17 protein-coding genes and 1 pseudogene are annotated in these 21,359 nt (G+C 71.3%); 4 read left to right on the forward strand and 14 right to left on the reverse strand.

The genetic code is table 11. The annotated features are described in order from the left end of the window. Positions 1-30: 30 nt before the first annotated feature. From ACIPPS_RS00930 to ACIPPS_RS00945, 4 genes are all read right to left on the reverse strand, one after another. Positions 31-1,137, reverse strand: a complete 1,107-nt coding sequence (locus tag ACIPPS_RS00930) for a branched-chain amino acid aminotransferase (protein ID WP_401425236.1) — start codon at positions 1,135-1,137, stop codon at positions 31-33. 243 nt (positions 1,138-1,380) lie between these two features. After that, positions 1,381-2,421, reverse strand: a complete 1,041-nt coding sequence (locus ACIPPS_RS00935; protein WP_401425238.1) for a 3-isopropylmalate dehydrogenase — start codon at positions 2,419-2,421, stop codon at positions 1,381-1,383. 104 nt (positions 2,422-2,525) lie between these two features. Further along, on the reverse strand, positions 2,526-2,660 hold the full coding sequence (locus ACIPPS_RS00940; RefSeq protein WP_401425240.1) for a hypothetical protein: 135 nt from the start codon (positions 2,658-2,660) through the stop codon (positions 2,526-2,528). 253 nt (positions 2,661-2,913) lie between these two features. Beyond that, positions 2,914-3,456 carry a GNAT family N-acetyltransferase gene (locus tag ACIPPS_RS00945; protein ID WP_401425242.1) on the reverse strand — a complete coding sequence of 181 codons (543 nt, stop codon included), beginning with the start codon at positions 3,454-3,456 and terminating at the stop codon, positions 2,914-2,916. A gap of 116 nt (positions 3,457-3,572) precedes the next feature. Here ACIPPS_RS00945 and ACIPPS_RS00950 point away from each other — a divergent pair, with 116 nt between their 5' ends. Beyond that, positions 3,573-4,463, forward strand: coding sequence for an alpha/beta fold hydrolase (locus ACIPPS_RS00950; protein WP_401425244.1), 891 nt, complete (start codon positions 3,573-3,575; stop codon positions 4,461-4,463). Here ACIPPS_RS00950 and ACIPPS_RS00955 read toward each other — a convergent pair. The 3 genes from ACIPPS_RS00955 to ACIPPS_RS00965 form a co-directional block, all read right to left on the reverse strand. Next, positions 4,453-4,689 (reverse strand): hypothetical protein, encoded by a 237-nt coding sequence (locus ACIPPS_RS00955; protein ID WP_401425246.1) that lies wholly within the window; start codon positions 4,687-4,689, stop codon positions 4,453-4,455. The two genes, ACIPPS_RS00950 and ACIPPS_RS00955, sit on opposite strands and share 11 nt — an antisense overlap. Positions 4,690-4,805: 116 nt before the next feature. Then, on the reverse strand, positions 4,806-6,437 hold the full coding sequence (gene pruA / locus ACIPPS_RS00960; protein WP_401425248.1) for an L-glutamate gamma-semialdehyde dehydrogenase: 1,632 nt from the start codon (positions 6,435-6,437) through the stop codon (positions 4,806-4,808). Between the two features lie 30 nt (positions 6,438-6,467). Further along, positions 6,468-7,394, reverse strand: a complete 927-nt coding sequence (locus ACIPPS_RS00965) for a proline dehydrogenase family protein (RefSeq protein ID WP_401425251.1) — start codon at positions 7,392-7,394, stop codon at positions 6,468-6,470. 183 nt (positions 7,395-7,577) lie between these two features. Here ACIPPS_RS00965 and ACIPPS_RS00970 point away from each other — a divergent pair, with 183 nt between their 5' ends. From ACIPPS_RS00970 to ACIPPS_RS00980, 3 genes are read left to right on the forward strand one after another with little or no spacing between them, the layout of a single operon-like run. Further along, entirely contained in the window at positions 7,578-8,690 is a 1,113-nt protein-coding gene (locus ACIPPS_RS00970; protein ID WP_401425253.1) for a PucR family transcriptional regulator, read from the forward strand. Positions 8,691-8,725: 35 nt separating this feature from the next. Further along, positions 8,726-9,877, forward strand: a complete 1,152-nt coding sequence (locus ACIPPS_RS00975) for a DUF1266 domain-containing protein (RefSeq protein WP_401425255.1) — start codon at positions 8,726-8,728, stop codon at positions 9,875-9,877. Beyond that, entirely contained in the window at positions 9,874-11,046 is a 1,173-nt protein-coding gene (locus ACIPPS_RS00980; protein WP_401425257.1) for a DUF1266 domain-containing protein, read from the forward strand. The genes ACIPPS_RS00975 and ACIPPS_RS00980 overlap by 4 nt, the downstream gene beginning before the upstream one ends. 69 nt (positions 11,047-11,115) lie before the next feature. Here the strand turns inward: ACIPPS_RS00980 and ACIPPS_RS00985 are convergent. From ACIPPS_RS00985 to ACIPPS_RS01015, 7 genes and pseudogenes are all read right to left on the reverse strand, one after another. Further along, positions 11,116-11,278: pseudogene (locus tag ACIPPS_RS00985) on the reverse strand (helix-turn-helix domain-containing protein); the annotation flags it as partial. 89 nt (positions 11,279-11,367) lie between these two features. Continuing rightward, a complete protein-coding gene (gene serA / locus ACIPPS_RS00990) occupies positions 11,368-12,957 on the reverse strand; it encodes a phosphoglycerate dehydrogenase (protein WP_401425259.1) in 1,590 nt (529 codons plus the stop codon). 237 nt (positions 12,958-13,194) lie between these two features. After that, positions 13,195-14,196, reverse strand: a complete 1,002-nt coding sequence (gene ilvC / locus ACIPPS_RS00995; RefSeq protein WP_401425261.1) for a ketol-acid reductoisomerase — start codon at positions 14,194-14,196, stop codon at positions 13,195-13,197. 120 nt (positions 14,197-14,316) lie between these two features. After that, the gene (gene ilvN / locus ACIPPS_RS01000; protein ID WP_215065241.1) at positions 14,317-14,841 is read right to left on the reverse strand and encodes an acetolactate synthase small subunit; all 525 of its coding nucleotides are present in this window, start codon (positions 14,839-14,841) and stop codon (positions 14,317-14,319) included. Between the two features lie 32 nt (positions 14,842-14,873). Next, on the reverse strand, positions 14,874-16,724 hold the full coding sequence (locus tag ACIPPS_RS01005; RefSeq protein ID WP_401425263.1) for an acetolactate synthase large subunit: 1,851 nt from the start codon (positions 16,722-16,724) through the stop codon (positions 14,874-14,876). A gap of 217 nt (positions 16,725-16,941) precedes the next feature. Further along, positions 16,942-19,842, reverse strand: coding sequence for a putative bifunctional diguanylate cyclase/phosphodiesterase (locus ACIPPS_RS01010; RefSeq protein WP_401427143.1), 2,901 nt, complete (start codon positions 19,840-19,842; stop codon positions 16,942-16,944). 481 nt (positions 19,843-20,323) lie between these two features. Further along, a complete protein-coding gene (locus tag ACIPPS_RS01015; protein WP_401425265.1) occupies positions 20,324-21,286 on the reverse strand; it encodes a 2-hydroxyacid dehydrogenase in 963 nt (320 codons plus the stop codon). Positions 21,287-21,359: the final 73 nt, after the last annotated feature.

Raw genomic sequence — 21,359 nt, forward strand, 5'->3', positions numbered from 1 at the left:
GGCCCAACCGGCGTCTGGCCCAACCGGCGACTAGCCCAGCTGGTGGGTCCAGCCGTGGACGTCCTCGGACTTGCCCGTCTGGATGGCGAGCAGCGCGTCGCGGAGCCTCATCGTGACGTCGCCGGGCCGGCCGTCCGACTGCTGCCACTCGCCGCGCGCCGACTTCACCGTGCCGACCGGCGTGATGACCGCGGCCGTGCCGCAGGCGAAGACCTCGGTGAGGGTGCCGTTCTCGGTGTCGGCCTTCCACTGGTCGATGGAGACCCGGCTCTCCTCCGACGCGTAGCCGAGGTCCTTGGCCAGCTGGAGGAGCGAGTCACGGGTGATGCCCGCGAGCAGGGAGCCGGTCAGCGTCGGCGTGACGATCTTCGGCTTCTCGTTGGCCTCGGCCCCGTAGACGAAGTACAGGTTCATGCCGCCGAGCTCCTCGACCCACTTGTGCTCCACGGCGTCGAGGTAGGCGACCTGGTCGCAGCCTCTCGCGGCCGCCTCGGCCTGGGCCAGCAGGGAGGCCGCGTAGTTGCCGCCGGTCTTGGCGTCGCCCATGCCGCCCGGGACGGCGCGGACGCGGTCCTCGGAGAGCCAGATCGAGACGGGCTTCACGCCACCGGGGAAGTACGGACCGGCCGGCGAGGCGATGACGACGAAGAGGTACTCGTTCGCCGGCCGCACCCCGAGGCCGATCTCGGTCGCGATCATGAACGGGCGCAGGTAGAGCGACTCCTCGCCACCGTGCGCCGGAACCCACGCCTTGTCCTGCTGGACGAGGACGTCGCAGGCCTCGATGAAGGTCTCCACGGGCAGCTCGGGCATGGCCAGCCGGTGCGCGGAGGCCTGGAAGCGCCGGGCGTTGGCGTCCGGGCGGAAGGTCGCGACGGTGCCGTCGGGACGGCGGTAGGCCTTCAGGCCCTCGAAGATCTCCTGCGCGTAGTGCAGGACGTTCGTGGCAGGGTCGAGCGAGAGCAAGCCGTACGGCACCAGCTGGCCGTCGTGCCAGCCCCGGCCCTCGGTCCAGCGGATGGTCACCATGTGGTCGGTGAAGTGGCGGCCGAATCCGGGGTTGGCCAGGATCGCCTCGCGCTCCGCGTCGGACAGCGGGCTGGAGGAGGGCTTGAGCTCGATCGTGGGCGTCGTCATGAGTGCTAGTCCTTCACCGGTTGTGTGTGACGGACCGCGCTCACGCCGCTATCAGTGCTCTGCTAGGACGTCCGAGCTTTACCGCATGCCGCGGCCCCACGTTCGATTATCGCCCGTGGGGACCTGTGCACGAAAACGGTGTGGTGCGGTCCAGGGTTTGATGGTGGCACCCTGCGACCGCATAGGTACAGCCGCCGGGTGTCTGATGCGACCCGGCGGCTGTGTGACGTTCAGTCGACGGGGTCAGCTCGCTACGCGTACCGCGAGCGCGTCGCCGATCTCTTCCGTCGTACGGACGGAGTCGCCGCGCTCGGTCAGGTCGGCCGCGACGGCGGCCTCGACGCGGGCGGCCTCGGCCTCGTGGCCGAGGTGGCGCAGGAGGAGGGCGACAGAGAGCACGGTGGCCGTGGGGTCGGCCTTGCCCTGGCCCGCGATGTCCGGCGCGGAGCCGTGCACGGGCTCGAACATGGACGGGAACTCGCCGCTCGGGTTGATGTTGCCGGAGGCGGCGACGCCGATGCCGCCGGAGACGGCCGCGGCGAGGTCGGTGATGATGTCGCCGAAGAGGTTGTCGGTGACGATCACGTCGAACCGCTCGGGCTGCGTGACGAGGAAGATCGTCGCCGCGTCCACGTGCAGGTAGTCGGTGGTGACCTCGGGGAACTCCTCGGCCACCTTGGTGAAGATGTTGGTCCAGAGGTGACCCGCGTACGCCAGGACGTTGTTCTTGTGGACCAGCGTCAGCTTCTTGCGCGGGCGGGCCTGGGCGCGGGCGAAGGCGTCGCGGACGACGCGCTCGACACCGAAGGCCGTGTTGACGGAGACCTCGGTGGCGACCTCGTGCGGGGTGCCGGTGCGGATCGAGCCGCCGTTGCCGGTGTACGGGCCCTCGGTGCCCTCGCGGACCACGATGAAGTCGATCTCGGGCTGGCCCTTGAGCGGGGTCGACACGCCGGGGAGCAGCTTCGAGGGACGCAGGTTGACGTGGTGGTCGAAGAGGAAGCGCAGCTTCAGCAGGAAGCCGCGCTCCAGCACGCCGGACGGGACCGACGGGTCGCCGATCGCGCCGAGCAGGATGGCGTCGTGCTGCTTGAGGGCTTCGACGTCGGCGTCGGTGAGGGTCTCACCGGTGGCGTGGTAACGCTTGGCGCCGAAGTCGTACTCCTTCGTCTCCAGCTTCACGTCCTGCGGAAGCGCGGCAGCGAGGACCTTGAGGCCCTGGGCCACGACCTCCTGGCCGATGCCGTCGCCGGGAATGACTGCGAGATCGATGCTGTGAGACATGTCGGCACCCTACTCCTCGTCCCAGCGACTGACATGCGACGTCCAGGATGTGGACCCGTTCGGCCGCTCCGGGGCGCCGACTCCTCGCCCCGGAGCCGCGGCTTCTAGTGTCCGGTCGATCCGCCGTTGTCACGGCGGTCGAGGGCGCGCTGGAGCGCGGCGGCGGCGTTCTTGCGAGCGTCGTCGGTGCTCGGGCGGGCGACGGAGTGGCGGACTCGGCGGGCGGTCTCAGCGGCCATGGGGGATCGACTCCTTGAGATCAGTGGTGATCGAAGGCGCCGGAAGGGGCGGGGAGCGGGCCCGCAGGGGTTGCCTGCACGGGGGCAGCGCGCTCACGACCGCCATTCGCTGATGGAGCGAGACGTTCGGCTCCTCCCAAGCTAGGACAGCCGGCCTCATCTGTCTCCACGATTACTCGGACTTCCTACTATCTGAGACGGCGCGCGGGTCGGACCGACCACCGGCCGGCCCGCGGCTCCCGCACCGGCCCCCTCAGAGCACGTCGCCGTCGCGCCAGTCGAAGACGAGCGCGACGGCGGGGGCCGGCAGGGTGCGGCCGCCCGCCGGTCGGACGTAGACCGAGCCCTCCTCCTCGGGCAGGTGGACCACCCCCGCGGGCGCGAGCGCCTCGATCCGCCCCTCCCAGGCACGCCAGCCGCGCGCCGTGTAGAGCGCGGCGCCGTCCTCGGAGGCGGAGAGCGCGCCGAACACGTACGCCCCGTCGATCACCCGCTCCAGCTCGGCCATGACGAGCCCACCCAGCCCCCGCCGACGCCGGTCGTCGCGCACGCCGACGCCCTCGACGTACCCGACGCGGTACGAACGCCCGTCGTGGAGCACCCGCCGCATGATGACGCTGCCGTGGGCGGCGACACCGCGCTCGTCCTCGATCCAGGCGTGGACGCCACCGAGGGCGTGGTCCCAGTCCTCGTCGGAGAAGCCGCCCCGGAAGGCGGCATCGAGCATCTCGCGCACGGCGCGCAGCCGCCCCGCGCCGAGTTCATGGGTGGGGGCGACACGCAGGGAGTCCGTCATGCGCCCCAGTCTGACGCACACCCCTCCTCCCTAACCCCTCAAGAAACATTGACAGGTTAGCCAGAGGCCTGCTTGACTCGCCGCATAACCAGTCAGTCGCACTCAAGGGGTTAGACATGACGATCAGGGCGCAGGTCCACCACCGCACCACCACCGTCCGGGGGCACGAGATCTTCTACCGGGAGGCGGGCCCCGTCGACGCGCCCGTCCTGCTCCTGCTGCACGGCTTCCCGACCAGTTCGCACATGTTCCGCGACCTGATCCCGCGCCTCGCCGACCGCTTCCGCCTCATCGCCCCCGACCACCTCGGCTTCGGCCGCAGCGCGGCGCCGCCGGCGTCCGCCTTCCCCTACACCTTCGCCGCACTGGCCGCCCTCACGGCGGAGTTCACCGAGGCCCTCGGCCTGGACCGGTTCGCCCTCTACGTCCAGGACTACGGCGCCCCCATCGGTCTGCGCCTCGCCCTCGCCCACCCCGAGCGCGTCACCGCGATCGTCACCCAGAACGGCAACGCGTACGAGGAGGGGCTCGGGGCCGAGGCCTGGGCGCCCGTCCTCGCGATGATCGCCGACCGCACTCCGGAGACCGAGAGGCCGGTCCGCGCGATCCGCTCCCTCGACGGCATCAGGTGGCAGTACGAGACGGGCGTCCCGGCCGCGTTCCGCGACCTGCTGAGCCCCGACGCCTGGCACCACGACGCCGCCCTGATGGCCCGCGAGGGTCAGGACGGCATCCAGCTGGACCTGATCGGCGACTACGGCTCCAACGTCGAGCTCTATCCCGCCTTCCAGGAGTACTTCCGCGCGACCCGCGTTCCCCTGCTCGCCGTCTGGGGCGAGGGCGACGAGATCTTCGTCCCGGCGGGCGCCCGGGCGTTCGGCCGCGACCTCCCCGACGCGGAGATCCACCTCCTGCCGACGGGCCACTTCGCCCTGGAGACGCACGCGCCCCGGATCGCCGAGCTGATCGGTGACTTCCTCGCGCGGCGCCTCCCCGTCAGGCCGTAGCCTTCTCCAGGTCGTCGGCCACTCGCCGCACCCAGTCGGTGAAGGCCTCCCGGGGGTGGTCCTCGCCCGCGCACAGGGCCGCGACCTGCGCGTCCGTGAGCCGCTCGGGCCCCGGCACGGTCAGCAGCCGCTGCAGCTCCTTCATCAGGGACGTCATCCGCAGCGCGTCGAGATGCTCGATCGCGTCGACCCCGTGCCCGGGGCCGAGAGTCGTCGAACCAGGCATGTCGTCCTCCTCGTCGAGCAGCCCCCTCCCAGCAGCGTAAGCCCCCCGCATGAGAACCGCCCCCGTCCTGGGTTGGGGGTCCAGGAGGAGGGCGGTGATCGGGGGGAGCTACGGCATCAGCCCATGTGCGGGTAGCCGTACTCGGTCGGCGGGACCAGGGTCTCCTTGATCGCGCGGGTCAGCGTCCAGCGCATCAGGTTCTGCGGGGCGCCGGCCTTGTCGTTCGTGCCGGAGGCGCGGCCGCCGCCGAAGGGCTGCTGGCCGACGACGGCGCCGGTCGACTTGTCGTTGATGTAGAAGTTGCCCGCGGCGAAGCGGAGCTTCTCCATCGCGTCGGCCGCGGCCGCACGGTCACCGGCGATGATCGAGCCGGTCAGCGCGTACGCCGACACCGACTCCATCTGCGCCAGCATCTCCTCGTACCTGTCGTCCTCGTAGACGTGGATCGCGAGGATCGGGCCGAAGTACTCGGTCGTGAAGACCTCGTTCTCCGGGTCGGTGCACGCGATGACCGTCGGACGGACGAAGTAGCCCTCGGAGTCGTCGTAGGTGCCACCGGCGACGATCGTGCAGGTCTCGTCGGCCTTCGCACGGTCGATCGCGGCCTTGTTCTTGGCGAACGAACGCTCGTCGATGACGGCGCCGACGAAGTTCGTCAGGTCGGTGACGTCACCCATCTTGATGCCGTCGACCTCGGCCGCGAACTCCTCCTTGAAGCCGTCGTTCCAGAGGGAGGCCGGGACGTACGCACGCGAGGACGCGGAGCACTTCTGGCCCTGGAACTCGAAGGAGCCGCGGGTCAGCGCGGTCTTCAGGATGGCGCGGTCGGCGCTCGGGTGGGCGACGACGAAGTCCTTGCCGCCGGTCTCGCCGACGATCCGCGGGTACGAGCGGTAGTTCTCGATGTTGTTGCCGACCGTCTTCCACAGGTGCTGGAAGGTCTTGGTCGAACCGGTGAAGTGGATGCCGGCCAGGTCGCGGTGGTTCAGGGCCACCTCGGAGACGGCGATGCCGTCGCCGGTCACCAGGTTGATGACACCCTTGGGCAGACCGGCCTCCTCCAGGAGCTCCATGAGGAGCACGGCGGAGTGGGTCTGGGTCGGGGACGGCTTCCAGACCACCACGTTGCCCATGAGGGCGGGGGCGGTGGGCAGGTTGCCCGCGATGGCCGTGAAGTTGAACGGCGTGATCGCGTAGACGAAGCCCTCCAGCGGGCGGTGGTCCAGTCGGTTCCACACGCCCGGGGAGTTCGCCGGCGGCTGCTCGGCGAGGATCTGCCGGGCGTAGGCGACGTTGAAGCGCCAGAAGTCGACGAGCTCGCAGGGGGTGTCGATCTCGGCCTGCTGCGCGGTCTTGGACTGGCCCAGCATGGTGGAGGCGGCCAGCGTCTCGCGCCAGGGGCCGGCGAGCAGCTCGGCGGCGCGCAGGATGATCGCGGCGCGGTCGTCGAAGGACATGCGCCGCCAGGCCGGGGCGGCGGCAAGCGCGGCGTCGATGGCGTCCTGGGCGTCCTGCTGGGTGGCACCGGCGAAGGTGCCGATGACGGACTTGTGGTTGTGCGGCTGCACGACGTCGACGCGCTCGCCGCCACCCATGCGCTTGACGCCACCGATGGTCATCGGCAGCTCGCGCGGGTTGTCGGCCAGCTCCTTGAGCTTCGCCTCAAGACGGGCGCGCTCGGCGGAACCGGGGGCGTAGCTGTGCACCGGCTCGTTGACCGGAGCGGGGACCTGGGTCACAGCGTCCATGAGTCTCGTAACTCCTTGTGAGGGGTGGGCTCAGCCCTTGGTGAGGATGGAGCGGGCGAAGAAGAGGAGGTTGGCCGGCTTCTCCGCGAGGCGCCGCATGAAGTAGCCGTACCAGTCGGTGCCGTACGCGGTGTACACACGCATCCGGTGGCCCTCGGCGGCGAGCCGGTTCTGCTCCTCGCTCCGGATGCCGTAGAGCATCTGGAACTCGTACTCGTCCAGCTTGCGCCCGGCGCGGCGGGCGAGCTCCTGACCGATGGAGATCAGGCGCGGGTCGTGGGAGCCGATCATCGGGTAGCCCTCGCCCTCCATCAGGATCTTCATGATCCGGACGTAGGCCTTGTCGATCTCGGGCTTGTCCTGGACGGCGACGGAGGCGGGCTCCTTGTAGGCGCCCTTCACGATCCGCACGCGGGAGCCGTTCGCGGCGAGGCGACGGGCGTCCTCCTCGGTGCGGAAGAGGTACGCCTGGATGACGCAGCCGGTCTGCGGGAAGTCCTTCCGGAGCTCCTCGTGGATGGCGAACATCGAGTCGAGGGTGGTGTGGTCCTCGGCGTCCAGGGTCACCGTGGTGCCGATCTCGGCGGCGGCCTCGACGACCGGGCGGACGTTGGCGAGGGCCAGCTCGTGGCCTCCGTCCAGCGCCTGGCCGAACATCGAGAGCTTCACGGACATCTCGGCGCGCTCGCCGAGGCCCAGCTCCTTGAGGCGGCCGATGAGCTCCAGGTACGCGTCGCGCGCGGCGTGGGACTGCTCGACGGTGGTGATGTCCTCGCCGACGACGTCGAGGGTGACCTCAAGACCGCGGCCGGTGATGTCCTGGACGATCGGGATGACGTGCTCGACCGTCTCGCCCGCGATGAACCGGTCGACGACCTGCTTGGTCCCGGGGGCTGCCGACACGAAACGGCGCATCTTGTCGCTGCGGGACGCGGCGAGGATCACGGGACCCAGCACGGGGACCTCCAGAAGGGCAGGGGTGACGAAGGGTGCCTACCCGATCTTTCGTATCCAATCGGGAACAGCACGGAGAACCACCGTGAAACCTAAGGATCGCTCCGATCCTGTGCCATCGACAGCTGTCACGCATCCGTGCGCGGCATCTCATACATATGTCTGAAGGGGTGCGAGAATGGCGCGGTGAAGGGCGATTACCAGGAACTGGTGGACGAGATCTCGGCGCTGCTCGGCGCCCCCGCGACGCTGGAGAACCGCGATTTCGGACTGATCGCCTTCGGCGCCCACGACAGCGACGACGACACGGCGATGGACCCCGTCCGGACGCGGTCGATCCTGACCCGGAAGTCGACCCCGGCGGTCCGCGCCTGGTTCGAGGGGTTCGGCATCACCCGCGCGACCGGCCCGGTCCGCATCCCGGCGGCCCCGGACGCCGGGGTGTTCCGGGACCGCGTCTGCCTGCCGGTACGCCATCGTGGCGTGGTCCTCGGGTACGTCTGGCTGCTCGACGCCGAGCCCGGGCCCACGCACGCCCAGCTCACCGCCGCGATGGAGGTCGCCACCCGGATCGGCGGCCTGCTCGCCGACGAGGAGCGCGCGGGCGCCGACCTCTCGCGCGAGCTGCGGGCCGCCCTGACGGCCGAGCGCGGCTGGCAGTACGACATGGCCCTGGCGGCGCTCCGGGCGGCTCTGGGGCCCAGTGCGGACGGTCTGCACACCGTGGTCTGCGTGACGCCCTGGCGGGGCGAGGCCCCCTCGATCCGGGGGGTCCCCGGCGCGGCGGCCGTCACCACCCTCCCGGAAGGCGAGACCCTCGCGGTCCTCGTACGCCTGCGCACGGCGGAGGACCTCTCCCCCGCCCATACGGCGGCGGAGCGGCTGCGCGCGAACACTCCGGCCGGTATCGCCACCCCCCGGCGGGGTCTCACGGAGCTCCCGGCGGCCTGGCGGGAAGCCAGCACCTCGGCCCGTGCGGCCGCGGCGCAGCCGAAGCTCGGCCCGGTCGCCGAATGGGCCGGGATCGGCCCGTACCGCCTCCTCGCCGCGCTGTATCACCCCGAGATCGACCCCGCCGTCGCGCCGCTGCTCGCACCCGCGCACGCCGAGCTGGCGCGCACAGCCGAGGTGTTCCTCGACCACGCCGGCCAGGCGGGCCGTACGGCGGCCGCTCTCGGCGTCCACCGCCAGACCCTCTACTACCGGCTGTCCCGGGTCGAAGAGCTCACGGGTCTGGACCTGGACGACGGCGAGGACCGCCTTCTGCTCCACATGTCCCTGAAGTCGGCCCGCCTCTAGTCGGGGCCGCCGGCTCCGGTTTATAGGATCTCCCCATGACCACGGGGAGTTGGGCTGCGCCGCCGACGTACACCGAGCAGCTGCTGTACGAGGCAGGGGCGCGCGGGGACCGGACGGCCGTCCTGGACGTCCTCGGGCAGGCCCGCCTCTACGTGCTCCTCCCGCGGCTGCACGCCGACGCGCCGGGCTACACCCCGCCCCTCCCCAGCCGCCGCGACAAGGCCGCACGGCGCACCGTCGTACCGGTGCTCACCGAGGGCATGCTGCCGCCGTGGCACCCGGACTGGGTGTTCAAGCAGACCACCCTGGACAAGCTCGCCGCCGCCTGGCCGCAGGACCGATGGTGGCTCGCGGTCAACCCGGACACCCCGTTCGCGGCCGCCGTGCCGGCCAAGGCCGCCGACCGGCGGGCCTGGCAGGAGTCGGCCGCGCAGGGCGGTGGGCCGGCGCGGCTACGCCTGCTCACCCACGCCGGTGAGCCGCTGCACGGCCCGGTCGCCCACGCCCTCGCGCTCGGCGCGCACCTCGCCGTGCTCAACGGCCTGGTGTGGAACCGGCTCGGCGCCCAGTACGAGGACTACGCCACGGATGTCGCCCGGCTGCGGTCGCCCTGGGCCGTCCACCACCGCGCGGACTTCCGCGACCGGCTGCGGACCCTGATCGCCACCCGGCTCGTCGGCCGGGTCCCGGAGGCCGTCCTGGGGATGCGGCGCCGTCTCACCGCACGCCTTGGCCACCCGCCGTCCGACGCGCAGTGGGCCTCGATGGTCACCGTCGACTTCGAGCGGGACGACCCCTACGGCGGGGACCTGGCCGAGGCCACGGAGTTCCTGCGCCGGATCACGCACTACGAGGGGCGGTTCCGCGTCGACGGCGTCCTCCCGCCGGGCGGCCGGGTCGACACCCTCGCCGCCTTCGACCACGGCCGCGCGGTGAACGTCGTACGGCTGGCGCTCGGCGCCCGCTACTGCGATCCGCAGGAGGCGGAGGACTCCCTGCTCCAGGTCCTCGAACCGGCCCGGCGGGCGTACGGCTCCTGGACCGACTTCTCGCTCGGCTATCTGCTGGCCCGGCTGATCCACTTCGACGAGGGCGACCCCGAGCCGATGTACCAGGAGTCCCTGGCCATCCACCGCGCCCTCACCCACGACCCGTCGAGCCCCTACCGGAACATCCCGTGGTCATGAACTTCCGCCGCAAGCCCGCGCCGCAGGGCGCCCCATGGATCCCGCCGTCCGAGACCGAGCAGTTGCTGCACGAGGCGGTGCTGAGCGGCGACCTCAGAGCGCAGCTGCGCGTCCTCGCAGGGGCCGAGCTCTTCATCGGCGCCCCCAGGGCGGAGGTGGACGCCCAGCCGGACACCGTCTGGTGGCGGCCCCAGCAGGCGCCGAAGGGGCTCCTCGTCCGGCCGGTCGTCACCCGCGGCATGCTGCCGCCCTGGCACCCGGACTGGGTCTTCCACCAGGTCACCCTCGGCTGGGCCGCCGAGTTCGGCTGGCGCGACCCCCGGGTCCTGCTCGCGGTCAACGGCGGCACCCCCGGGGAGCTGCTGCTGTCCGCCACACCGGAGCGGCGCGCGTGGTGGCTGCGCGCGTACGCCGAGGAGGAACGGGGTTCGGGCAACCGCTTCGTCGCCCTGCGGGGCGGCCCCCTGCACGGGCCGCTCGCCTTCGGCCTCGCCTGTGGCGTCCATCTGGCGTTCGGCAACGGCGTCCCGTGGAACGACGTCGGCTCGGTCTACACGGGGTACACCCACGAACTCGACTCGCTCCGCGACAGCTGGGGCGTCACCGACCGCGACGGCTGGCGCAAGCAGTTGGACGCGCTGCTCGACGGGCGCAACAGCCCGCCGGAGCCGGACTTCGTCCTGCGGGTCCGCGAGGAGCTGCGGGTCGCCCGGGGCGCCGTCCCGTCCCCCGACGTGTGGCGCGAGACGGCCGCCGGGCACGCCCAGGACATGGGCGCGAGCCCGGGGACGGTGCGTCACATCGAGGCGCTGGTACGGCGGGTCCTGCGCTACGAGTCCCGGTTCCGCGCCGAAGGGCTGCTGCCGCCGGACGGGCAGGTGCGCAAGACGGTCGCGTACGACTACGGCCGGGCGGTGAACATGGCCCGCTGGGGCCTGTCGGCCCGCTTCTGCGCGCCCCCGGAGGCCGAACAGGCGATCGTCCACGCGGGGGCGCTGGCCCGGTCGGCGTACGGGTCGTGGGAGGAGTACTCGGCCGGTTACGCGCTCGGGCGGGTGCTGCGTTTCGACGGGGAGGAGTACGGCCGGTTCCACGAGGAGAACGTGGCCGCGCACCGCGTCCTGACGGAGCACCAGGGCAGCCCCTGGCGCAACGTCCCCTGGCGCTGAGCCTCGGGGGCGGCGGAACCGGCTACCGCTCCCCCATCAGCACCTTGAGCCGGGTCGGCCGGCAGCGGCGAACACCTGCTGGAGCAGGGCGTCCTTGGAGCCGTGGTGGAAGCCGATCGAGGCGAGGTCGGTGCCCGAGGCGGCGACGATGTCGCGGGCCGTCGTGCGGGCGTACCCCTTCTCCGAGAGGCAGCGCTTGGCCCCGGTCGAGGAGGTCGTCCTTGTGTCCCATGACAGCACTGCACCCGGCCGCCGGACAGTCGTGTAAGACGCTTGTCCAGCGGCCGGGTACGTGAGGCTCCGGCTCCCGGGAGCCCGGGATCAGACCAGGTTGACCGAGCGGGCCGAGGCCGCGCCGATCTCCTCCGCGATCTCGGTGAGCACCACCGGCGGGACCGTGTCGTCCACGGTCAGCACGACGAGGGCCTCGCCGCCCTCCTCCGCGCGCGCCACCTGCATGCCCGCGATGTTCAGACCGGCCTCGCCGAGGATCCGGCCGACGGTGCCGACGACACCCGGGCGGTCCTCGTAGCGCAGCACCACCATGTGGTCGGCGAGGGCCACGTCCACGTCGTACTCGCCGACGGCGACGATCTTCTGGAGGTGCTTGGGGCCGGCCAGTGTGCCGGAGACCGCGACCTCCTCGCCGCTCGCGAGCGTGCCGCGCACGGTGACCACGTTGCGGTGGTCGGGCGACTCGCTGGAGGTCGTCAGCCGGACCTCGACCCCGCGCTCCTGCGCGAAGAGCGGGGCGTTGACGTACGACACGGTCTCGTCGACGACGTCCTCGAACACGCCCTTGAGCGCGGAGAGTTCGAGCACCTTCACGTCGTGCTGGGTGATCTCGCCGTACACCTCGACGTCGAGCCGCGCCGCGACCTCGCCCGCGAGCGCGGTGAAGATCCGGCCGAGCTTCTCGGCGAGCGGCAGACCGGGCTTGACGTCCTCGGCGATGACACCGCCCTGCACGTTGACCGCGTCCGGGACCAGCTCACCGGCGAGCGCGAGGCGCACCGAGCGGGCGACCGCGATGCCGGCCTTCTCCTGGGCCTCGTCCGTGGACGCGCCGAGGTGCGGGGTGCAGACGACCTGGTCGAGCTCGAAGAGCGGGGAGTCCGTGCAGGGCTCCTTCGCGTACACGTCGAGGCCCGCGCCGGCGACCCGGCCCTCCTTGAGCGCCGAGTACAGCGCCTCCTCGTCCACGATCCCGCCGCGCGCGGCGTTGACGATCCGGACGGACGGCTTGACCTTGTGGAGCGCCTCGTCGCCGATGAGACCGAGGGTCTCGGGGGTCTTCGGCAGGTGGACGGTGATGAAGTCGGCGACCTCGAGGAGCTCGTCCAGGGTCAGCAGCTTCACCCCCATCTGGGCGGCGCGGGCCGGCTGCACGTAGGGGTCGTACGCGACGATCTTCATGCCGAACGCGGACATCCGCTGGGCGACCAGGACGCCGATGCGGCCGAGGCCGACGACACCGAGGGTCTTCTCGCTGAGCTCGACGCCCGTGTACTTGGAGCGCTTCCACTCGCCGTTCTTCAGCGCGGTGTTGGCCTGCGGGATGTTGCGCGCGGTGGCGACCAGCAGACCGCAGGCGAGCTCGGCGGCGGTGACGATGTTGGAGGTCGGCGCGTTCACGACCATCACGCCCGCCTTGGTGGCGGAGGAGACGTCGACGTTGTCCAGACCGACACCGGCACGGGCCACGACGCGGAGCTTGTTGGCCGCGGCGATCGCCTCGGCGTCGACCTTGGTCGCGGAGCGGACCAGGATCGCGTCCACGTCGGCGATGGCCGGGATCAGCTCGGCGCGGTCCGCGCCGTTGCAGTGCCGGATCTCGAAGTCCGGGCCCAGGGCGTCGACGGTGGCGGGCGACAGCTCTTCAGCGATGAGTACGACGGGTTTCGAGCTCACGTGAGTCCTCACAGATCCAGTGCGGACGGCCGTCCCGACGGCCGCAGGCGGTGGAGGGGGCTTGCCGCGTGAAAGCGCACGACGCTGTGGGCCTGAACGCGAATGTTGTTGAGAGTGTAGTGCTGGTAAGGCGCTGTTCATGCGCCTCGTTGGAAGGATCACCCGTCCGTGGTTGGACGGGGTGTCCAACGATGTGGACGGGGGCCGGACGCTCTGTCCGGCCCCCGTCCCGAAGGCTTACGCCTCCTCGTCGTTCACCCAGCTCATGAGCTTGCGCAGCTCCTTGCCGGTGGTCTCCAGGAGGTGCTGCTCGTCCTGGGTCTTGTACTCGTTGTACTTCTTCAGACCGCCGTGGTACTCGTCCATCCAGTTCTTGGCGAAGGTGCCGTCCTGGATCTCGGTGAGGACCTTCTTCATCTCGGCCTTGGTGGCGTCGGTGATGATGCGCGGGCCGGTGACGTAGTCGCCCCACTCGGCGGTCTCCGAGACGGACCAGCGCATCTTCTCCAGGCCGCCCTCGTACATGAGGTCGACGATGAGCTTCAGCTCGTGCAGGCACTCGAAGTAGGCGATCTCCGGCTGGTAGCCGGCCTCGACCAGGGTCTCGAAGCCCGCCTTGACCAGCGCGCTGGCGCCACCGCAGAGGACGGCCTGCTCGCCGAAGAGGTCGGTCTCGGTCTCCTCGGTGAAGGTCGTCTTGATGACACCCGCACGCGTGCCGCCGATGGCCTTGGCGTAGGAGAGGGCCAGGGCGAAGGCGCTGCCCGTGGCGTCCTGCTCGACCGCGGCGATCGCGGGGACGCCGCGACCCTCCTCGTACTGACGGCGGACGAGGTGGCCCGGGCCCTTGGGGGCGACGAGCGCGACGTCGACGCCGGCCGGGGGCTTGATGAAGCCGAAGCGGACGTTGAAGCCGTGCGCGAAGAAGAGGGCGTCGCCGTCCTTCAGGTTCGGCGCGATCGACTCCTCGTAGACCTGGGCCTGGATCGGGTCCGGGATCAGGATCATGATGACGTCGGCCTCGGCGGCGGCCTCGGCGGGCGTGACCACGCGCAGACCCTGCTCCTCGGCCTTGGCCTTGGACTTGGAGCCCTCGTGCAGACCGACGCGGACGTCGACACCCGAGTCACGGAGCGACAGCGCGTGGGCGTGGCCCTGGCTGCCGTAACCGATCACCGCGACCTTGCGGCCCTGGATGATGGACAGGTCGGCGTCGTCGTCGTAGAACAGCTCGGCCACTGGGAATCTCCTTGATGTGCTGGTGTTGCGTCCCACCGTACGGCGGGGAGCGGGAGGAAGGTTTTCGGGTCTCGCCAGGCGGACCGCCGTCGTGGACGGACGGTCAGCCGGGGTCGACGGTCAGGCGCTGCGGTCGAGGGCCCGCAGGGAGCGGTCCGTGATGGACCGCGCACCACGCCCTATGGCGATCGTGCCGGACTGCACGAGCTCCTTGATGCCGAACTGCTCCAGCATCTTGAGCATCGCGTCGAGCTTGTCACTCGAACCGGTGGCCTCGATGGTGACGGCCTCGGGAGAGACGTCCACGGTCTTGGCGCGGAACAGCTGGACGATCTCGACGATCTGGGAGCGGGTCTCGTTGTCGGCGCGGACCTTCACCAGGACGAGCTCGCGCTGGATCGCGGCGCTGGGCTCGAGTTCGACGATCTTCAGGACGTTGACCAGCTTGTTGAGCTGCTTGGTCACCTGCTCCAGGGGCAGGTCCTCGACATTCACCACGATCGTGATGCGGGAGATGTCGGGGTGCTCGGTGACACCGACGGCGAGGGAGTCGATGTTGAACCCGCGGCGCGAGAAGAGCGCGGCGATCCGGGCGAGGATGCCAGGGGTGTTCTCCACCAGGACGGAGAGCGTGTGCCTAGTCATGTGCGTCGTTCCTCTTCCTACGGCTCTCGGTCTCAGTCGTCTTCGTTGTCGCCGAAGTCGGGGCGGACGCCCCGGGCGGCCATGACCTCGTCGTTGGAGGTGCCGGCGGCGACCATCGGCCAGACCTGGGCGTCCTCGTGGACGATGAAGTCGATCACGACCGGGCGGTCGTTGATGGCGTTGGCCTCTTCGATGACCTTGTCCAGGTCGGCCGGGTCCTCGCAGCGCAGCGCGACACAGCCCATGGCCTCGGACAGCTTGACGAAGTCGGGGACGCGGGTGCCCTTGTTCGCCTGGATGTCGTCGGGACCGGAGTGCAGGACGGTGTTGGAGTAACGCTGGTTGTAGAAGAGGGTCTGCCACTGGCGGACCATCCCGAGGGCGCCGTTGTTGATGATGGCGACCTTGATCGGGATGTTGTTGAGCGCGCAGGTGACCAGCTCCTGGTTGGTCATCTGGAAGCAGCCGTCGCCGTCGATCGCCCAGACCGGGCGGTCCGGCATGCCGGCCTTGGCGCCCATGGCGGCGGGGACCGCGTAGCCCATGGTTCCGGCGCCGCCGGAGTTCAGCCAGGTGGCCGGCTTCTCGTAGTCGATGAAGTGGGCGGCCCACATCTGGTGCTGGCCGACGCCGGCCGCGTAGATGGTGTCGGCGGGGGCGAGCTGGCCGATGCGCTGGATGACCTGCTGCGGCGAGAGGCTGCCGTCCTCCGGCATGTCGTAGCCGAGCGGGTAGGTCTCGCGCCAGCGGTTCAGGTCGCTCCACCAGGCGGTGTAGTCGCCCTTGTTGCCCTCGCTGTGCTCGGCCTGGACGGCCTGCACCAGGTCGGCGATGACCTCGCGGGCGTCACCGACGATCGGGACGTCGGCGGTGCGGTTCTTGCCGATCTCGGCCGGGTCGATGTCGGCGTGGACGATCTTGGCGAAGGGGGCGAAGCTGTCCAGCTTGCCGGTGACGCGGTCGTCGAAGCGGGCTCCGAGGGCGACGATCAGGTCGGCCTTCTGCAGCGCGGTGACGGCGGTGACCGCACCGTGCATGCCCGGCATTCCCACGTGCTGCGGGTGGCTGTCGGGGAACGCGCCCAGCGCCATCAGGGTGGTGGTGACGGGGGCGCCGGTGAGCTCGGCGAGGACCTTCAGCTCGGCGGTGGCGCCGGCCTTCAGGACGCCGCCGCCGACGTACAGGACCGGCCGCTTGGCGGCGTTGATGAGCTTGGCCGCCTCGCGGATCTGCTTGGCGTGCGGCTTGGTCACCGGGCGGTAGCCGGGCAGGTCGGTCTGCGGCGGCCAGCTGAAGACCGTCTTCGCCTGCAGGGCGTCCTTGGCGATGTCGACCAGGACGGGCCCGGGACGGCCGGTGGAGGCGATGTGGAAGGCCTCGGCGATCGTCCGCGGGATGTCGTCGGCCTTGGTGACCAGGAAGTTGTGCTTGGTGATCGGCATCGTGATGCCGCAGATGTCCGCCTCCTGGAAGGCGTCGGTGCCGATCGACTTCGACGCGACCTGGCCGGTGATCGCGACGATCGGGACGGAGTCCATGTGGGCGTCGGCGATCGGGGTGACCAGGTTGGTCGCGCCGGGACCGCTGGTCACCATGCAGACGCCGACCTTGCCGGTGGCCTGGGCGTAGCCGGTGGCGGCGTGGCCCGCGCCCTGCTCGTGGCGAACGAGGATGTGGCGCACCTTCTGCGAGTCCATCAGCGGGTCGTAGGCCGGGAGGATGCAGCCACCGGGGAGGCCGAAGATGGTGTCCGCCCCCACTTCCTCGAGAGAACGGATGAGGGACTGCGCACCCGTGACGTGCTCGACGGTGGTGGCGGACTGTCCGCCGTTACGGGTCCGCGGCTGCGGATGGTGCCCGGTGGCCTGCTCGGTCATCAGCATTCTCTTCTCGAGGCAGAGGGTTTTTGCGAGTGTTTTGCGAGGGTTTGGCGGGAGCCGGTGCAACAAAAAACCCCTCGTGCCGGGAGGCAAGCGAGGGGAGCGCGTCGGATGCGTTCAAAGCCGGGCTGTCGTGGCCCTGGCTTCAGCCGACGCGCTTTCCAAGTACGAGAATTCGGGTGCGCATGGCACTGACCCTCTCCCCGACGCACTACCAGTGTCAAGTGGGTGGGACAGGCGTCTCATTATTTGAGCGGATCGAGGGACGCGGCACGCCGTTGGCGAGCGTCGCGCCGCTGCCCAGCGTCGCGCCGTTGCCGACGGGAACCGCCGCGCCGCCGGGGAGCGGGTACTCGTCGCGGACCAGGGCGCGACGGAGCCGGTACTCGTCGAGCGGACCCGAGAAGGCCACGCCCTGGCCGTGGGTGCAGCCCATGGCGCGCAGGGCGAGGACCTGCTCGGGGACGTCCACCCCGTCGGCGACGGACTGGAGTCCGAGGTCGGAGGCGATGCGGAGCAGTCCGCTCGTGATCTTGCGGAGCCGGGCGGATTCGACCACCCCCTCGACGAGGCCCCGGTCCAGCTTCAGGACGTCGACGGGCAGGCGGCGCAGGGCGTTGATCGCCGCGTAGCCGCTGCCGAAGCCGTCCAGGGCGATCCGTACACCCAGGCGGCGCAGCGCGACCAGGCGCTGTTCCAGGTCGTCGAAGGAGACTCGGGGGTCATTGTCCGCCAGCTCGATCATCAGGGAGCCGGAGGGGAGCCCGTGGCGGGTCAGCAGCGCCTCCACGGAGCCGAGGGGCAGGGAGCGGTCGAGCAGCCGGCGGGCCGGGAGCCGGACGGAGACCGGTGTCCGGTGGCCGAGACCGGCGCGCTCGGCTGCCTGCTCGACGGCGTGCTCCAGGAGCCAGCGGCCGAGCTCGGCGATGCGGTCGCCGTCCTCGGCGACCCGCAGGAACTCGGCGGGGGTGAAGAGGATGCCCTGTGCGGAGCGCCAGCGGGCCTGGGCGGCGACGGCGGTGATCCGCCCGGTGGCGAGGTCCACCACGGGCTGGTGGAGCAGGGCGAACTCGCCGTCGTCCAGTGCGGTGCGCAGCCGGCTGGCCAGCTCGGTCCTGCGGACGATCTCGGCCTGCATCTGCGGGGCGTACATCTCGACGCGGTCCTTGCCCGCGGCCTTGGCCCGGTACATGGCCAGGTCGGCGTTGCGCAGCAGGTCCCCGGCGCTGATGCCGGGCTCGGCGAAGGCGACGCCGATGGAGGCGGCGACCCGCACCTCGTTCCCGCCCTCGACGCGGTACGGCTGGGAGAGCGTGAGGCGCAGCCGGTCGGCGATCTCGTGGACCTGGCACTCTCGGGCGACGCGGTCCCGCGAGCCGTCGCCCAGGATGAGCGCGGCGAACTCGTCGCCGCCGAGCCGGGCGGCGGTGTCCCCGGCCCGGACGGAGTCCTGGAGGCGGCGGGCGGCCTGGACGAGCAGTTCGTCCCCGGCCTGGTGGCCGAGGCGGTCGTTGACGGCTTTGAAGCCGTCCAGGTCGATGAAGAGCACGGCGGTGCCGGGGTCGGAGGCGCGGCGGCCGGCGAGGGCCTGGCGGACGCGCCGGGTGAACAGCGCGCGATTGGGCAGGTCGGTGAGCGGGTCGTGCTCCGCGTTGTGCTGCAACTGGGCCTGGAGGCGGACCCGTTCGGTGACGTCCCGGCTGTTGAAGATCAGCCCGCCCTGGTGCCGGTTGACGGTGGACTCGACGTTGAGCCAGTCGCCGCGGCCGGAGCGGAAGCGGCACTCGATCCGGGTGGTCGGCTCCTCCGAGGGGGGAGCGGCGAGGAAGCGGCGGACCTCGTGCACGACCCCGCCGAGGTCCTCGGGGTGGATGAGGGAGGCGAGCTCCTCGCCGATCAGGTCCTCGGCCTCGCGGCCGTAGACCCCCGAGGCGGCCGGGCTGACGTAGCGGAGTATGCCGGTCGGCGCGGCGATCATGATGACGTCGCTGGAGCCCTGCACCAGGGACCTGAAGTGGTTCTCCTTCTGGGCCAGTTCGTGGGTGAGGGCGATGTTGTCGAGGAGCATGATGCCCTGGCGCACGACCAGGGCGAGCACGACCGTGCAGCCGGTGAGGACGACGACGCGGTCCACCCGGCGGCCCTCGACCACGTTGTACAGGATGCCGAGGGTGCAGACGGCGGCGGCGAGGTACGGCGTGAGCGCGGCCAGCGAGCCCGCGACGGGGCGGCTGTGGTGGCGCTGGGCGCGCGCGGTGACGGCGCCCGGGACGGGGCGGCTCGCGCCCCAGGGGGCGTACGCGAGGAGCAGCGAGCCCGCGAACCAGCCAGCGTCGAGGAGCTGGCCCGAGGTGTAGTTCTCGCGGAGCAGCGGGGAGGTGAAGAGGGCGTCGCACAACACGGTGAGGGCGAGGGCGGCGATGGCCGTGTTCGTCGCGGAGCGGTTGAGCTGCGAGCGGCGGAAGTGCAGGGCCAGGACCATGCTGACGAGCACGATGTCGAGCAGCGGGTACGCCAGGGTGAGCGCGGCCCTGGCCACGCTCTCGCCCTGGAAGTGGGCGGTGTGCGCGAGGGCGAGGCTCCAGGAGAGCGTGAGCAGGGAGCCGCCGATGAGCCAGGCGTCGAGGGCGAGGCAGACCCAGCCGGCCCGGGTGACCGGCTTCTTGGCCAGGACCAGCAGGCCGACGATCGCGGGCGGGGCGAAGAGCAGGAAGAAGAGGTCGGCCAGGGACGGGCTGGGCACGTCCTCGCGGAGCACGACTTCGTACCAGCCCCAGATGGCGTTCCCGGCGGCGGCCATCCCGGAGGAGAAGGCGAAGAGCAGCCAGGCGGGGCGGAAGCGGTTCTCGTGCACGCGCGCGTAGAGGAAGCAGGAGACGGCGGCGGCGAAGGCGGCGGCGCTGAGGCCGAAGTCGCCCATGACCAGGGCGAGCCGCTCGGAGCCCCAGCCGAGAGCGGCGCCGGTCGCGTACCCCGCGCAGATCAGCCCGAGGACGACCTGGGTGACGATCGCGGGGATCCCGGAGCGCACGGGCCCGCGCCGGGCCTGCCCGGGCCCGGGGAGGGCACCGCCGCCGCCCGCGACGTGACCGCGCTCGATCAGCGCGCCGGGGGCGTTCACCGACCTCGCCGCCCTTCCGTGCGCGCGGTCACGGCCGGCTCCCCGTCCGGAGGTGCCGGGGGCGCCGCCCTGGGTCCCGTGCGCGTCGGCACCCGGGGGTCCCGTAACGCGATCGGTGCCCGGTTCCGCGTCGGCGCCGCGCCGGTCGGTCTGGGCGGGGAGGGCGGTCGCGCCCCTCTGCCCGCGGCGGCGGGCGCCCGGCGAGGGCGGCCCGGTGTCGTCGTCGCGCGCGAGGGTCGTCGACGGCGGTCCCGCCGCGTCGGATCGTCGGTCCATCGGCCGTACATCACCCGTCGCCCCCCTCGGAATCTGGTGACCCGTCACTTCGCTCCCCGGCGTCAGCTCGTACTCGACGCAAGTCCCCCGCTTCGGGACGATACACCAGGACCGTCACTCAGGGACAGGGTTGCTGTACTCTCCGTGACTGCCTGGGAGTTCACGGCGGGCGCACCGAGGGGGCGCGCGGGCCCGGCCCGGCGGTTCAGGTGGTCCGGACCACGTTCGCCGGCCGCTCCCCCGCCACGAAGCGGGTGAGTTGGGCGGCGATCAGCCGCTTGGCCCGGGGCATGAACGCCGAAGTGGAACCGCCGACATGGGGACTGACCAGAACACCGGGAGCGTGCCACAACGGGTGGCCCGACGGCAGCGGTTCGGGGTCGGTGACGTCGAGCGCGGCGGTGATCCGGCCGCTCTCGACCTCCTTGAGCAGAGCGGCGGTGTCCACCACCGGACCTCGGGCGACGTTCACCAGCAGGGCGCCGTCCCTCATCCGGGCGAGAAAGCCCGCGTCGGCGAGGTGCCGGGTCTCGGCGGTGAGCGGAGTGGAGAGCACGACCACGTCGGCCTGCGGCACCAGGGCGGCCAGCTCCGTGAGGGGCTGGACGGGACCGCGCTCCGTGGTGCGTGCGGAGCGCGCGACGCGCACCACCCGCGCGCACTCGAAGGGCGCGAGCCGGTCCTCGATGGCGGCGCCGATGGACCCGTACCCCACGATCAGGACGGACTTGTCGGCGAGCGCGGGGTAGAAACCGGCCCGCCACTCCTCCTTGTCCTGGCCGCGCACGAACCCGGGGATTCCCCGGAGCGAGGCGAGGATCAGGGCGAGGGTGAGCTCGGCGGTGCTGGCCTCGTGGACGCCCTTGGCGTTGCACAGGTCCACGCCCGGGCGCAGCGAGCCGAGCCCGGGCGTCACGTGGTCCGTGCCGGCCGAGAGCGTCTGCACGACACGGACCGCGCTCATCCCGGCGAGCGGGCGGACGGCGATCTCCGTGCCCTTCATGTACGGGACCACGTAGAAGACGCAGCGCGCCGGGTCGGCGGGAAAGTCCGGACCGCCGTCCCAGAAGCGGTAGTTCAGGCCGGACGCGCCCGGTTCGGGAAGCCCGTCGATCTCGTCGGCCGGAATCGGAAGCCACACGTCAGCGGTCGTCTCATCGAGTGTCATGACCGGGAGGCTATGCGAAGAATCCCGGCCGCCATTGGTTACTTTGGGGGACGGCACAGGGAGGGGTACCGGC

This window comes from Streptomyces sp. NPDC090127 (assembly GCF_044746945.1).
Taxonomy (GTDB): domain Bacteria; phylum Actinomycetota; class Actinomycetes; order Streptomycetales; family Streptomycetaceae; genus Streptomyces.

Excerpts from the sequence above, each read along its gene's own strand:
- ACIPPS_RS00945 (WP_401425242.1), bottom strand. The coding sequence starts at position 3,456 with ATGACGGACTCCCTGCGTGTCGCCCCCACCCATGAACTCGGCGCGGGG.
- ACIPPS_RS00955 (WP_401425246.1), bottom strand. The coding sequence starts at position 4,689 with ATGCCTGGTTCGACGACTCTCGGCCCCGGGCACGGGGTCGACGCGATC.
- ACIPPS_RS00935 (WP_401425238.1), bottom strand. The coding sequence starts at position 2,421 with ATGTCTCACAGCATCGATCTCGCAGTCATTCCCGGCGACGGCATCGGC.
- ACIPPS_RS00930 (WP_401425236.1), bottom strand. The coding sequence starts at position 1,137 with ATGACGACGCCCACGATCGAGCTCAAGCCCTCCTCCAGCCCGCTGTCC.
- pruA (WP_401425248.1), bottom strand. The coding sequence starts at position 6,437 with ATGGACGCTGTGACCCAGGTCCCCGCTCCGGTCAACGAGCCGGTGCAC.
- ilvN (WP_215065241.1), bottom strand. The coding sequence starts at position 14,841 with ATGACTAGGCACACGCTCTCCGTCCTGGTGGAGAACACCCCTGGCATC.
- ACIPPS_RS00950 (WP_401425244.1), top strand. The coding sequence starts at position 3,573 with ATGACGATCAGGGCGCAGGTCCACCACCGCACCACCACCGTCCGGGGG.
- ACIPPS_RS01015 (WP_401425265.1), bottom strand. The coding sequence starts at position 21,286 with ATGACACTCGATGAGACGACCGCTGACGTGTGGCTTCCGATTCCGGCC.
- ACIPPS_RS01005 (WP_401425263.1), bottom strand. The coding sequence starts at position 16,724 with ATGCTGATGACCGAGCAGGCCACCGGGCACCATCCGCAGCCGCGGACC.
- ACIPPS_RS00940 (WP_401425240.1), bottom strand. The coding sequence starts at position 2,660 with ATGGCCGCTGAGACCGCCCGCCGAGTCCGCCACTCCGTCGCCCGCCCG.
- ACIPPS_RS00980 (WP_401425257.1), top strand. The coding sequence starts at position 9,874 with ATGAACTTCCGCCGCAAGCCCGCGCCGCAGGGCGCCCCATGGATCCCG.
- ACIPPS_RS00975 (WP_401425255.1), top strand. The coding sequence starts at position 8,726 with ATGACCACGGGGAGTTGGGCTGCGCCGCCGACGTACACCGAGCAGCTG.